17 protein-coding genes are annotated in these 12764 nt (G+C 65.9%); 7 read left to right on the top strand and 10 right to left on the bottom strand.

Annotated elements, in window-relative coordinates:
- Nucleotides 1-46: 46 nt before the first annotated feature.
- Nucleotides 47-358 carry a hypothetical protein gene (locus tag BMI01S_RS01710; protein WP_036044081.1) on the bottom strand — a complete coding sequence of 104 codons (312 nt, stop codon included), beginning with the start codon at nt 356-358 and terminating at the stop codon, nt 47-49.
- A gap of 120 nt (nt 359-478) precedes the next feature.
- Complete coding sequence (locus BMI01S_RS01705; RefSeq protein WP_042288118.1) at nt 479-1300, bottom strand: CHAD domain-containing protein; 822 nt, start codon at nt 1298-1300, stop codon at nt 479-481.
- Between the two features lie 144 nt (nt 1301-1444).
- On the opposite strand from BMI01S_RS01705, the gene BMI01S_RS01700 reads away from it, so the two are divergent.
- The 4 genes from BMI01S_RS01700 to BMI01S_RS01685 all read left to right on the top strand — a co-directional run bounded on the left by BMI01S_RS01700 (nt 1445) and on the right by BMI01S_RS01685 (nt 2752).
- Nucleotides 1445-1633: a hypothetical protein gene (locus BMI01S_RS01700; protein WP_028210662.1), complete on the top strand. Its 189-nt coding sequence runs from the start codon at nt 1445-1447 to the stop codon at nt 1631-1633.
- Nucleotides 1634-1655: 22 nt separating this feature from the next.
- Complete coding sequence (locus tag BMI01S_RS01695) at nt 1656-2261, top strand: ParB/Srx family N-terminal domain-containing protein (RefSeq protein ID WP_028210661.1); 606 nt, start codon at nt 1656-1658, stop codon at nt 2259-2261.
- A 34-nt stretch (nt 2262-2295) separates the two neighbouring features.
- Nucleotides 2296-2466 carry a hypothetical protein gene (locus tag BMI01S_RS41820; RefSeq protein WP_167334402.1) on the top strand — a complete coding sequence of 57 codons (171 nt, stop codon included), beginning with the start codon at nt 2296-2298 and terminating at the stop codon, nt 2464-2466.
- Nucleotides 2467-2548: 82 nt separating this feature from the next.
- The gene (locus tag BMI01S_RS01685) at nt 2549-2752 is read left to right on the top strand and encodes a CsbD family protein (protein WP_028210660.1); all 204 of its coding nucleotides are present in this window, start codon (nt 2549-2551) and stop codon (nt 2750-2752) included.
- A gap of 99 nt (nt 2753-2851) precedes the next feature.
- On the opposite strand, the gene BMI01S_RS01680 is transcribed toward BMI01S_RS01685, so the two are convergent.
- Both BMI01S_RS01680 and BMI01S_RS38670 read right to left on the bottom strand, forming a co-directional pair.
- Nucleotides 2852-4060, bottom strand: a complete 1209-nt coding sequence (locus tag BMI01S_RS01680) for an NRAMP family divalent metal transporter (RefSeq protein WP_081715887.1) — start codon at nt 4058-4060, stop codon at nt 2852-2854.
- A gap of 177 nt (nt 4061-4237) precedes the next feature.
- On the bottom strand, nt 4238-4393 hold the full coding sequence (locus BMI01S_RS38670) for a DUF3309 family protein (protein ID WP_036018236.1): 156 nt from the start codon (nt 4391-4393) through the stop codon (nt 4238-4240).
- Between the two features lie 145 nt (nt 4394-4538).
- On the opposite strand from BMI01S_RS38670, the gene BMI01S_RS01670 reads away from it, so the two are divergent.
- Both BMI01S_RS01670 and BMI01S_RS01665 read left to right on the top strand, forming a co-directional pair.
- Nucleotides 4539-5717, top strand: a complete 1179-nt coding sequence (locus BMI01S_RS01670; protein WP_028229908.1) for a hypothetical protein — start codon at nt 4539-4541, stop codon at nt 5715-5717.
- Between the two features lie 43 nt (nt 5718-5760).
- Entirely contained in the window at nt 5761-6156 is a 396-nt protein-coding gene (locus BMI01S_RS01665) for a BON domain-containing protein (protein WP_036018233.1), read from the top strand.
- A gap of 72 nt (nt 6157-6228) precedes the next feature.
- On the opposite strand, the gene BMI01S_RS01660 is transcribed toward BMI01S_RS01665, so the two are convergent.
- From BMI01S_RS01660 to BMI01S_RS01635, 6 genes are all read right to left on the bottom strand, one after another.
- Complete coding sequence (locus tag BMI01S_RS01660) at nt 6229-7017, bottom strand: endonuclease/exonuclease/phosphatase family protein (protein ID WP_238327677.1); 789 nt, start codon at nt 7015-7017, stop codon at nt 6229-6231.
- A 39-nt stretch (nt 7018-7056) separates the two neighbouring features.
- Complete coding sequence (locus tag BMI01S_RS38665; protein WP_028210657.1) at nt 7057-7218, bottom strand: DUF1328 family protein; 162 nt, start codon at nt 7216-7218, stop codon at nt 7057-7059.
- A gap of 229 nt (nt 7219-7447) precedes the next feature.
- Nucleotides 7448-8458, bottom strand: a complete 1011-nt coding sequence (locus tag BMI01S_RS01650) for an SDR family oxidoreductase (RefSeq protein ID WP_028210656.1) — start codon at nt 8456-8458, stop codon at nt 7448-7450.
- Between the two features lie 125 nt (nt 8459-8583).
- Nucleotides 8584-10587, bottom strand: coding sequence for a hybrid sensor histidine kinase/response regulator (locus BMI01S_RS01645; RefSeq protein ID WP_028229907.1), 2004 nt, complete (start codon nt 10585-10587; stop codon nt 8584-8586).
- Nucleotides 10588-10765: 178 nt separating this feature from the next.
- A complete protein-coding gene (locus tag BMI01S_RS01640) occupies nt 10766-11323 on the bottom strand; it encodes a type 1 glutamine amidotransferase domain-containing protein (RefSeq protein ID WP_028210654.1) in 558 nt (185 codons plus the stop codon).
- A gap of 111 nt (nt 11324-11434) precedes the next feature.
- Nucleotides 11435-11830 carry a hypothetical protein gene (locus BMI01S_RS01635; protein ID WP_042288111.1) on the bottom strand — a complete coding sequence of 132 codons (396 nt, stop codon included), beginning with the start codon at nt 11828-11830 and terminating at the stop codon, nt 11435-11437.
- A gap of 73 nt (nt 11831-11903) precedes the next feature.
- On the opposite strand from BMI01S_RS01635, the gene BMI01S_RS01630 reads away from it, so the two are divergent.
- Entirely contained in the window at nt 11904-12674 is a 771-nt protein-coding gene (locus BMI01S_RS01630) for a hypothetical protein (RefSeq protein WP_306303676.1), read from the top strand.
- Nucleotides 12675-12764 lie beyond the last annotated feature (90 nt).

Here is a 12764-nt window from a genome sequence, read left to right as displayed (position 1 = left end):
GAGTCGCCGCGCGGGCCCGATCATGGGCGGCAGTGGGAGCGCCGCATCATTGGCCCTTGGTGTCGCTGCTAGCGTCGGCACCGGGCATATTGGTCGTATCGTTCATCGGCTTCTTCGTGTTGTACTTCGTATGTTTCTTCACGTGCGTTCGATGGGTAGTCGCGTTAGGGGAGCCCGTGACGGATGGATTCTGCTCGACGCCCTGGGTAGGGGCCGGATAGGTGCTGTTGGCGCCGGCGCCCTGGTCGGGCCCCGTGCCGCTGCTACCGCCGCCGCCGGTACCCTGCGCGAGCACGAAGCCCGGCGCGGCCAGCGCCGCGCCAAGAATAGCCGAAGTGATCAAAAGACGTGGCTTCATGATTCGTTTTCCTCATGGTGTGGGTAAACAGAAAGGCGAACGGGAGACTGCGCCCGTTCGACGCCCGCCAACCGTGCCGCACGTCGCGTTCCTCCAGGGGCCGCTGCCGACGCCGGCAGCTCAACCGACGAGCTTCGCAGCCGCACGCAGGCGGCGCCTGCTTTCCTTGTGCAACCTCGACAGCACAGCCTGCGATGTGGCTTCGTCCTTGAAGAGTTCGCGATGCTCAGAAAGCAGATGCTCTGTCGCCACGGCATCATTCAGGTCTCCAAACTTCTTCTGCAGCTTCTTCAACCCCTTGAGCTTTCCCTTGTAGCCGTGCGGCGCCATTGGGGCGAAAAATTCCAGCAGATAGCGCACCTTCTTCGCGCCCTTTCGTACGTCGTGCCAGGCGGTGTACTCGCCCTTTCCTGCCTTGCGTGCGCGGCGAATCCGCTTGCCCAGTGCCTGGCGCGCGGCGAGCACCCGCTTGCGCGCGAAGCGGCGTGCCGGCACGGAGGCTTGCCCGGTGTTCAGGCCAGTCTTCACGTTGTGAAGCATTTCCGGCAACGTGTGCTTGAGATCTGCGGCGGACAACGTGTTTTTGGCGCTCTCGCGGGCTTTCCGGCGCGCAGCGTCGATTCGTCCGTCTGCCAGCTCGGCGTTGGCGTCGAGCAGTGTCATCGCGATATCCCAGTCGCGCGCTTCGCCCGCGGCCGCGGCCACGCGCCTGAGAAAAGCGCGCTCACGCTCGATGGCATCGCGATCGAGCAGCGGCCGCCACGCCCAAAGAAGCGTGCGTATGCGTCGCAGCGCCACGCGCAGCTTGTGGAATTCCTCGGCAGAAGCGTCGTCGTGCAGTCGATGACCGAGCACTTCGTCGACCAGTGGCTTCGCAAGCCGGGGAAAAAGCGTTCGCGCGTCTTCGCGCCGTGTCTCGAATTGCCTGTTCGTGGTGTCCATCGTCGCCTCGATTCGCTGACCATTCTGTTTGCCCGCAGGTTGCATGCCCGTTTCATACCGTTTCATACGGGCATGCAACCTGCGCGGAACTCTCCGACCGTGGAACGGCTTCAACGTCCAATGCCCGCGCAAGGAGGAATCGTCATGCAACCTGCCAACGCATCGAATGAGCAAAACGCCCCGTTGAATCCCGGCGATGAAGGCCCCGCCGATGCGCCCGGCGTCGGCGAAGATGTTTGCGGTGCCTGCCGCGGGACCGGACTCGTCGAAGGGCAGCGCTGCGCCGTTTGCGGCGGCACGGGCAAGGTCATGCGCGGCATTGGGGGCGGTTAGTCCGCCGAACCGGGAGCGGTCGATGGAAACAGTGCATATCGAGGCATTACGCCCCACTCAAGCGACACACGGCGAACGCGAGGTGAACGAGAAGACGCGAACCTACCGTTCGCTCGATGGCCCCGCGTTGCAGAAGGCCATTGCGGAAAAGCCCGTGCCGATCGTGCTCGGCCCGGAAGGCGCGGCATTTCTGATCGACCATCATCACGTGGCGAGCGCGCTGTGGCGCGCCGACATACACCGCGTTCCCATCGTGCTCGTGCGCGATCTCTCGGCGCTGTCGCTCCATGTTTTCTGGCTCACGCTGGAGAACCAGCGCTGGACCTGGCCGTACGATGCGAGCGGCGCGCGAATCTCGTTTCTCGACATGCCCGTTCATGTATGGGAAGCCTCCGACGACGAATTTCGCAGCGTGGCGGCCGCGGTGCGAGGCGCCGGCGGCTACTCGAAGTCATCGGAGCCGTTGCAGGAATTTCTGTGGGCCGATTTCTTTCGCCGTAGTTTCACGGCGCCTCGCACCGACGATGCCTATCGCGAGGTTGTCGAAGCGGCCACGAAGCTCGCACGAACCAGGGCGGCGCTGGGTCTGCCGGGATTTCTCGGAGCGACAGGCGAGCCGCGGTCTTGATGGACGAATCGAAACCTGGAGCGTGGAGGACGCGATGAACTCGACTGAAAAGCCTTCCAAAGGCAGCACACCTTCTGAAAAGCCACCGACGCATAGCGATGACAGCCGCAGCGCGCTGCCCGAGCGCGATGACAAGGGCCGCAGGCAAGCGCCGTCCGACCGGCCCGGCAAGAAGCCGGGCGAAGGCGAGCCGCCGGTGGGCTGACTCAGCGCGAACTGCACTTCGGGAACGGTCGTTGCGCATGGACGCTGGCGCTATTTGCGCCCACTCGAAAAGGAGAAGGACCATGAACAAGGACCATGTGAAGGGCACAGCAGAGAAAGTCAAAGGCAAAGCCAACGAAGTGGCCGGCAAGGTGACTGGGAACAAGTCCCAGGAACTCAAGGGCGATCTTCAACAGGGCGCTGGCGAGGCCCGAAAAAAAATGGGTGACGTGAAGGATGCGGCACGAAAGGCCAGCGACGACGACCTCGACGAAACGCGGGAGTAAAACAGGGCGGCGTGGCGCCTCGCCTCATGCGCTGCGCAATGCGACGCGTCGTGCGTGCCAGGCGCCACCCTCGGAATTTCGTCGTCGAACGAGGCACACCTAGACGAACTCCATGACGCCGTGGGCCGCCAATGCGGCTCCCGTGGCAATGGCCGCGAGCCAGCTCAACGCACGCACGAACCAGTGCGTCTTCAACTGGCCGACGGCCTTGCGGTGATGGCTCAGCAGCACGAGCAGCACTAATACCGGCGCCAGCGTCATGCCGTTGACGAGCGCGCTCCAGTAGCACGCTCTCACCGCAGTCACCCCGAACCCGTCAAAGCACAATGCAATGGCCGCGCTCACCGCCGTGAGCACGACGAGCACGACCGCGATCCGCCGGTCTCGCTGCTCACCCCGGGTCCAATGGAACGAACTCGCCGCGGCATGTGCCGCCGAGCCGGCCAGCGGCGGAAGCGCAAGAAACGCGGTGCCGAGAATGGCGATGCCGAGAACCTGCGCGGCATGCCCTCGCGCCAGCGGCGCCATGGCCTTCGCGGCGTCCTGCAGCGAATCGAGCGGCGCGTGCTGTGCATGCAGCGTCGCGGCCGATGCGCAAAGGATCAGTGCGCCCGTTGCGTTGGACAGCAGCGTGCGGATCAGCGTCTCATGGCGCAATCTTCGCAGATGGCGCGTGTCGTCGGCGGCTTGCGACGCATCCGCCTGCGACGCGGAGCCGTCGCCCTTGCGTTCCTCGACCTCCTGCTCTGCCTGCGAGAACAGCAGATACGGACTGGTAGTCGTGCCGAGCACCGCCAGCAACATCGCAAAGAAACTTTCGGACCACGTAATGTCCGGCACCCACGCGCGCCAACCGGCCATGCGCCATTGAAAGTCCCCGAGCAGCAGCGCGCCGCCGTAGCAGAACAAGGCGATGCACAGCCACTTCACGACGCGAGCATACCGCGCGTACGGGATCCACCACTGGAGCGCAAGCGACGCACCGGCAAACACCACGGTGAAAAGCGCGATCGGCCCATGAAAGATCAGCTGCCCGGCTGCGCCCATCGCCAACAGATCGGCGGCCATGTTGAGCGTGTTCGCAATGAGAAATCGTCCGACGGCAAGCGCGAACAGCCACGGTGAATAATGCTCCCGCATGTTCTCCGTGAGGCCGTTTCCGGTGACGGCGGCCACGCGGGTCGCGATCAGCTGAAGCGCGACCATCGACGGATAAGAGAGGAAGCATACCCACAGCAGGTCGAGCCCGTACATCGCACCGGCCAGCGAATAAGTGACGATGCCGCTCGGGTCGGTGTCGGCCCCCATTGTCGCAAGTCCCGGACCGATATTCGCGGCCCACGCATGCGCCGGGCGATCTCCGTTTTTCAATCCGCGACCTCGCGTCGACAGGCCCCTGGTGATGTGCGTTACTCATTTTTATCGCGCATCGGCAACGCCATATCGTTGCTTGCGCAACGACAGCCGGTCAGGGTCGAGGCGCACCTAGATCGTTCCCATCACCAGCAGCACGATCACGATGATGAGAACGACACCCAGCGCACCGGACGGCGCATAGCCCCATGAGCGGCTATGCGGCCATGCGGGGAACGCCCCCACCAGCAGCAAGATCAGGACGACGAGAAGCACTGTGCCGAGCATGATGCCTCCGTAGAGTTTGTTAGCACGTGCATCGCTACGCAACGCGCGTGCCCGCGTGAACGGCGTGATTGGGCATGCTCGTTGCGCCATCGGCCAGGTACGGCGCCGCGGCGCTGCGGCGCGGCAATTGCGGAAGGAGACACTCATGAGACAGAGCGTGTTGGGCGTATTCGACAGCTACGCGGATGCGCGTTCGGCGCAACGGGCATTGGGCGATGCTGGCATGGCGCAGGCAAATATTGCCGTGTATTCGGCGTCGGTTGAGACCCCGAACGGAAAGGGACCGCGTGTCTACACGCCAGGCGGTGGCGACACGCGTCATCACAAGCCGGTATTCGACCAGTTGGAGCAGTTGTTCGGGCGGCTCTTCCCGACCGGCGAGTATCCGCCCGAGACGGAGGACTACCGCGAATTCGTTCGCCGCGGGGGAACGCTGGTCTGCGCGGACGTGTCCGAGACGGAAGTCGATATGGCCGTCGAGGTGATGCGCCGTGCAGGCGCAGCCGACATCGATGAGCGCGCGAACGCATGGCGGCATGCGTCGACGAGAACCGGCATGCCTGAGCACGGCCAGCAGCGCAGCCACCCGGGAGAGCGCGACGACGCAAGCCAGTACGAAGCGCCGTCAGCCCCGTCCACGGCGTCCAGGGCATCTATGGGCGGCGCTTCCGCCACCGGCGAAAGCGGTATGCACAGTACCCGCTTTGCCTCCGGCGGCCCAAGAACGGTCGGCGGAATGCAACAGGTCACGACGAAGCAAACCCAAGAGCGCGGATCTGCGGAAGGTGCCGAAAGCCGCCTCGGCAGGGGCCCGGATTACGGCACGAATCGCGGCACAGATCGCGGGCCGAAGGCCGGCTCGAATTCCGGCTCGAATTCCGGCCCGAATAGCGGCCTGAATACCGGCAGAAATGCCGGCCAAAGCAGCGCGCCAGGCAGCGGCCCAAATGGCGGCTCGAGTTCGGATAGCGGCCTGAACAGCAGCCTCAATCGCAGCCCGGACAACGGCCCGAATCAGAGCATGAGCAGGGAGCGCGTGGGCGATCCCCTCATGGGGACTCCGTTGGACGACGACCCTTACGAAAGCGAGTTCCGCAGGGACTATAACGCTCACTACGCGAACACGGGCGCGTCCTACGACGAGTATCGGCGGGCCTACACGCACGGGGCGGAACTCGGCCAGGACGAACGCTATCGCGGCTACGACTGGCAACAGGTCGAGCCGAGCGCGCGCGAGGACTGGGAGTCGCGCTATCCGGCAAGCGGGTGGGAGCGCTTCAAGGCTGCCGTGCGTCACGGCTGGGAACGCGTGATCGGCCACTGACGCTCGCCTGGCCGGCATTCGACAACTCGACGAGGAGGCGCAGATGCGCAAGCGGTCTTCACGCAATCTGGGCAGCACGGGACTGGGCGTCGCCCTCGCGCTAACCTGCGGCGCCGCGCTGGCCCAATCCGGCACCGGCGCCCCGTCCGGCGCCAACCGTCCGGGCGTGCCGCCTCCTCACGGGCTCACTTCCGCCGCCCCGTCGGCCGGCACCAATACGAGCGACACCATCATCACCGCACGCGCGAAAGCCGCACTGGCCAGCACGGACGGTCTGGAATCGAATGACGTGCACGTCACGACGGATCGCGCAACGGTCACGCTCACCGGCACGGTGGCGGACGCGGCACAGCGCGATCGCGCGGGCAGCGTCGTTCAGCATCTCGACGGCGTGACGTCGGTCACGAACCTGCTGCAGGTCGGCAAGCCCTCCCACTGAGCGCCATCGCCCACCGCGTGGGCGGCATTCGCGCCGCTGCGGGGCGCCGATCGCGATAGCGTGCGACTCCCGCTATCCCTCGGCCTCGCGAGGCTCGATGCGCGCCACGAGCGGGAGATGATCGGAGGCGATGCGCGCTTCGCCATAGCGCCAGGCACGCACGCTCGTGAGTCTGCTCGCCGGGTGCATCCAGACGCGGTCGAGCGCGAAGAGGGGCAAGCGGGAAGGGAACGTGGCGGGCGCGGGCGCGGCCCGAAAATGCGCCGTGAGCATGCGCAGCGCGCGACGCCAGAGCAGCCATTCGTTGATGTCGCCGGCGAGTATCACCGGCAGCCCGGGCCGGTCGAAGGCCGCCACGAGTTGCGCGATCTGCGCGCGCCTCTCCGACATGCCGAGCCCGAGATGCGTTGCGACCACCCGCAGCGTCTCGCCCGGCAGGAGGATGTCCACGTCGAGCGCGCCGCGCGGTTCGCGGCGGCCGAACGAAAGATCGAGCGTACGCGTCTCCGCGATCGGCCAGCGGGTGAGCACGGCGTTGCCGAAACGGCGCATGGGCGTGTCGAGCGTCGGGCCAGCCACGGCCTGCAAACCGGTGGCGTCGCTCAGGGCGGCGAGCACGTTGGACGAGGCGGCCGACGACGTGCCGCCGAGCGGCACCTCCTGGAGCGCGACCACGTCGGCGTCGATCTCCTGAAGCACACGGGCGATGCGCTCAGGCGCGCACATGCGGTCGGTGCCCACCGCACCATGGATGTTCCAGCTGACGAAGCCCAGCGGCGCAGCGGCGTTCGCGCGCCCGTTCTCCGGTGCGCGCGAACCCTCCGCAACCGCTGCTTCCTGGGCGCCGTCTGCGAACGTCATCGGCGCCATTTTCTTCTATGCATGCCAGAGGAAACTGGCTTAGCGCCGCAACGCGCCGAACAGCAAACTACCAATGAAGAGGATGACGAACACAATGAACAGAATCTTGGCTATGCTCGCGGCTCCAGCAGCAATACCGCCAAAACCGAAAATAGCCGCGATCACGGCAATGACGAAAAAGACGATCGCATAATAAAGCATCATCGGCTCCCGAAAGTTCGTGGAACAGTACGGCTGGCTGCAAACCTTCCTCGCCAGATCGCGTGGACTCACGCTTTGCATGACCAGGGTCACGCAAAGAGCGTGCCCTGCGGCGCGGCCCGCGCGCCCACGCAGGCCACGCGCGGCGCGTACTCAGGTGAACCGCGCCGCGAAAAAGGCGTTCCAGGCATTACGCGTAATCGCTACAAACCCGGCAGGGCTCGCGTTCTCACGAACCAAGCCGTCTGACGAGGCGCGCGTACATCAGGGCCGCACCGATCAAGGCGAGTGCCATTCCGCCCTTGAGCGCCTGCACGTGGCGCTCCGTGAAAAGCGGCGCGCCCGTGGTACGGGCTTCGTCGTCGAAGCGCCCGTGCGCGCCGAAGTCGCCCGGCACCGGCGCGTAGAGGTTATCGGGTGCATCGTCGGCGCGCGGCTCGTCGCTCAACTGCCCGCGGTAGCCGGCCTTCGCCAGATAGCGGTCGACCAGGCCCGGCGCGAGCAGGTCCGCCACAATCGCGCGCGCCGTGGGCCAGCCGAGCCACAGCGTGCGCCGGCGATGCTCGGCGGCAAAGCGGATCGCGCGCGCGGCCACTTCGGGCTGGAAAACGGGTGCGATGGGACGCGCGCGTTTTCCCGTGCGGTTGGCCGCCCACTGGAACTGCGGCGTGTTCATGGCAGGCAGATCGATGAGCGAAAGATGAATGTCGAGACCGTCGTGCAGGATCTCCGAGCGCAGTGCATCGGTGAACCCTCGCACGGCGAATTTCGCGCCGCAGTACGCCGATTGCAGCGGCACCGCACGGGAGGCCAGCGCGGACCCCACATTGACGATCGTGCCGCAGTTGCGTGCGCGCATGCGTCGTAGCGCCGCCATCGTCCCATAGACCTGGCCGAGATACGTGACTTGCGTGGCCCGCTCCACGTCGCGCGCGTCGAGCGCGGAAACGGGCGCGAATACCGTTGCCATCGCAACATTCACCCAGACGCCGATCGCACCGAGTTCGCTTTCCACGCGCGCCGCCGCGGCCTCGACGGCCTGCGCGTCGGCGACGTCGGTCGGGATCGCGAGCACGCGCACGCCGTAACCGCTCAATTGTGCGGCCGCGCGCGCGAGGCGACCGGGCTCGCGCGAGAGCATCGCCACGTCATAACCCGCACGCGCGAATTCTTCGGCTACAGCGCGGCCCACACCGGCACCGGCGCCCGTCACCACGACAATCCGGGTTTGCGTTTGCATTCGAGTCTGCCCGCCATCGGATGCCACTTCACGAGATTCCCTGGGCACGCGCGAGCACGGTGCATGCCCAAGGCTGCGAGCGATCACGCTTCGATGACGCCTGGACGACGCGCGAGCACCGCACGCTACTCGCCGTGCGGATTCTCGACGATGCGCAACAGTTCCTCGATGGGCGCCGGCTTGACGAAGTGATGGTCGAAGCCCGCCGCGCGCGTGCGCGCCCTGTCCTCGGGTTGACCATAGCCGGTCAAGGCAACGAGAATCGGAGCGTTCGCGCCCGCCTGATTGGCCATCTGGGCGGCGACATCGAGGCCGGACATGTCGGGCAAGCCGAGGTCCATGAAGACGATCTCCGGACGAAATTCCGCCGCAATCTGCAAGGCCTGTGCGCCGGTCCCGGCGACCCGCACTTCGTTCCCGCGAAGTATCAGTGCAAGAGATGCCGCTGCATCATGATTGTCGTCCACGACGAGCACCCGCCGCGATATCGGGGCCGTCACCTCGCGGAGCGCGTCTTCCTGTGGCAAGTCGCTCGCGCCGTTGCAAAGGGGCAATTCGATCGTGAAGCGGCTGCCTCGCCCCGGACCCTCGCTGCTCGCCGTGATGGTACCGCCATGCATGGCAATCAGGGAGCGTGCGACGGACAGTCCGATACCCAGCCCCTTCTTTTCGCCCTGGCTCGCCTCGGGCGCCTGCTCGAACATTTCGAACATCGAAGGAATGATGGCCGGATCCATACCCATGCCGTCGTCCTGCACCGCAATGGAAACGTGTCGCGGCGTGCGCTCCACGCTCACTTGAATATGTCCGCCTTCGCGCGTGTATTTGACGGCATTGTCGAGGAGATTCGAGACCACCTGGGCGATGCGCGTGGCGTCGCCGCTCACGAGCAGCGGCGCGCCCGTCATGCCATGGACCTCGAGCCGATGTCCACGCTCGAGCGCGGCGGGGGCCGTCATTTCGATCGCGCTCTCGACGGCACGGCGCACGTCGAACACCTCCTTCTTCAGGCGGACCTTGCCCGCCGCCACGCGCGCGAGATCGAGCAGGTCGTCGAGCAGATGAGCCAGATGTTTCGCATGGCGCTCGATCAAGCCCTGCAGCCAGCTGCGCTGGCTCGGCGAGCCCACGGAGTGGCGCATCAGGTAGGCGGCGTTCAGAATGGGTGCGAGCGGATTTCGGAGTTCGTGCGCAAGCGTCGCGAGAAAGGCGTCCTTGCGCCGGTCCGCTTCGCGCAGCGCATTCTCGGCCTCGGCGCGCCGCGTGATGTCCGAGAGGATGCCGACGAGCACTTGCCGCTGCCCGCTCGAATCCGGCATGAACCGCCCTGAAATCTCGACGACGCAATGCTCGCCGGACTGTATCTTCTTGAAGCCGGCGGCAGCGTGGACCTCGGCCGACGGCCGATCCGCCAGCAGCGTTCTCAGGTGCTCCGCCTCCTCCGGCGATTCGACGGCGGACAGAAATGCATCGGCGGACAAGGGACCGTGCTCGCGCGGCTGACCGGTGATCTCGTACATCCGGTCGTTCTCCCAGACGGCCGTGTCCGTCGTCGGATCCCACTCGAAAATGCCCAGGCCCGCGGCATCGGCGGCCATGCGCAAGCGTTCCTCGCTTCTTTGCTGCGCCGCGAGCGCGCGATCGCGATCGCGCAAGGCGTCGTTGACCCGCCGGTCCTGCTGGGTCTGGAACTGCGCGATGGCGTCCCGGATCGCGGCGCTGAAGAACTCCTCGACGCACTCGTGGATCTCGGTCTGCCCTTCACGCGAAAGCCCACTGGCAAAGTAAGCGCGCAGGCTGGCCTGAATGCAACGCTGCAACAGATCGAGTTCGAGATAGAGCTCATCGAGTGCAAAACCCTGACGCCAGCGTTCGCGAGCGTGCAGGCGCGCGTCGTGCAAGGCTTCGCCGGTGATGCAGTCGGCTGCCGGGCTGCCGGTCAGGACCGCGCGCAGCTCGTCGAATAGCAACGGGAGCTGGTTGATGAGTCCCACCGCCGCATTGCGGTTGCGCTGCCTGAGACGCAGATGCCGGCTGACCTTGCGCAGCCAGCGGCGCAAGATTGCAGAACGGTGTCGCGCAAGATGATCGGCAACGAGGGAGCCGACCCGCGATGGCCCTTCTCCCACTGTCGCCTCCGTGCACCGAAATCGGCAAGAAACCCTGACCGCAGGGATAGCGCTGCGCAAGTCCCGCACCCGGGAACTAGACGGAGGACGTCGAATACGTCAGACAAGAAGGCCTGGGCGCCGATCCCCGTACAGCGCCCGCGCGCCCAATCAATGGATCAGTGCCCTTCGACGACCGCTACACGGCCGGACGCGCTTCTTCGCGCAGTCCCGAGATCAGCTCGGCGTTGAAAGCGGCCAGGTCGTCGGGTTTCCGGCTGGTAATGAAATTGCCGTCGCGCACGACCCGCTGATCGACCCAGGTCGCGCCCGCGTTGCGGAGATCGTCCTGCAGCGTCGGCCAACTCGTCATCGTGTGTCCGCGAACGATGCCCGCCGAAATGGGCAGCCAGCTACCGTGGCAAATGATCGCGATGAGCTTGTTCGACGCGTTGGCCTGCTTCACGAAAGACTGCGCCTCGGGAATGAGGCGAATCGCGTCGGAGTTCACCACGCCGCCCGGAAGCACGACAGCGTCGTATTCGTCGGCTCTCGCATCGGCGAACGTGCGGTCGACGTTGACTTTGTCGCCGATGTCGACGTGCCGGAAGCCCTGGATTTGACCGGTCTGCCCGGAAATCACGTCGACTTCCATGCCTGCTTCTTTCAACGCGCGCTGAGGCTCGGTCAACTCCGCCTCTTCGAAACCGTCGACCGCCAGGATAGCGACGCGGCACTTCTTCATCTCGCTGGTCATTGCATCTGCTCCTCATCGGTGGTGCGGGACGCAGCGGCGCGCGAGGCAGAACGATTCCCTGTCTGTCCCGCCACCGCAGCGTCCCTGTTTCAGCAAGCCTCCGGCGATACGTTACGGCGAGGTGCGCGGCTGCGTCGTTGTCCCCATGCCGTTGCTGTTGCCCTGGTTGCGGTAAGTCGATGGTGCGGGACTGGTCGTGGCGTTGCCGGTTCCCATGTCCGTGCCGTTGCCCGTCGCGCCAGCGGCGCCGCTGTTGCCCATGCCGCCATATCCACCGGTGCCCGCGGCACCGCCGCTGCCGCCCGGCGAAACACCCGCCGCGCCGCCACCATCGCCGCCGCCACCGCCCGTGCCACCGCCCGCCCCCGCTGCGCCCGCACCTGCCCCGCCGGCCCCTCCGCCTGCGCCGCCGCCCGCACCCCCGCCTCCCCCGCCGGCCGCATAAGCGGCGGAGCACAGCATCAGCGAAAGGGCGTATGCCACGGTTCTCATCATCGATCTCTTCATGATCTGTTCTCCTACGTAATGGTTGAGGTTCAAGGTACGGCGCGCCGTCTCCTTCGGCACGTCGCGCTCGCACATGGAAAGCGCAAACCCTGTGCCGACCCGCCCTCGCAACGGCCGCGGAACGGGGCTTGCGAGCCTCCATGCAGAGCGTTTGCAGGCTCGGATCGCGCGTCATATCGTGCGGGTCGCCGCCGTGCGAACGGGAGGTATCCACCACAAGGCGGAGGAATCCATGTCACAAATCATCGCAGCGCGGTTTACGACGTTCGATGCCGCCGATACGGCCAGAAAGCGATTGCTGGCGAACCAGTTCGTCGAGGAGGACGTGGCCGAGTTCTTCGTGAATCCGAGTGGCCAACACGCGCGCTATCCGATCGGCGGAGACGCGTACGCCGACCCTCAGGCACGGCCCGCGGGAATCGGGGCGACCAGCGGAGGCGCGCTCGGCGCGGTCGTCGGTGCGGCGGTCGCAGCCGTGCTCACCTTCCTGGTATTTCACTCCGTTCTGGTAGCGGCGGTCGCAACGCTCCTCGGCCTGTACATCGGAACCCTGATCGGCGCCCTGGTGCTGGCGCGCGGCGGCAGACGCGCCGACGAACCCGAAGCCGTCCCCAACAGCGTGCCGCACGAGCGCGAATCCGGCGTGATGCTGGCCGTGCACGTGAATTCCGCGATGCAGCCGCGCGCAATCCGCGTGCTACGCGAATCTAATGCTCAGGATATCGAAATAGCTGACGGAAAGTGGCAGGACGGGCGATGGGCCGATTTCGACCCGACACGGATGGTGAATCCGCTCAATAGCGAGGGCTCCGCGCCTGCCAGCGCAGCAGCGGCAACGCGCTGAAGGCTTCGCGGGGCGATGCGGCGAAGGCATCGCCGCTCCAGTAACGAACTCACGCAGGGTCCATACCTGGCGCCCCGCGTGAGCCGTGGC

The sequence above is a fragment of the Paraburkholderia mimosarum LMG 23256 = NBRC 106338 genome, from assembly GCF_000739815.1.
GTDB lineage: Bacteria > Pseudomonadota > Gammaproteobacteria > Burkholderiales > Burkholderiaceae > Paraburkholderia > Paraburkholderia mimosarum.
The sequence above is the reverse complement of the archived record's forward strand: the minus strand, read 5'-3'. Positions and strand labels throughout refer to the sequence as shown.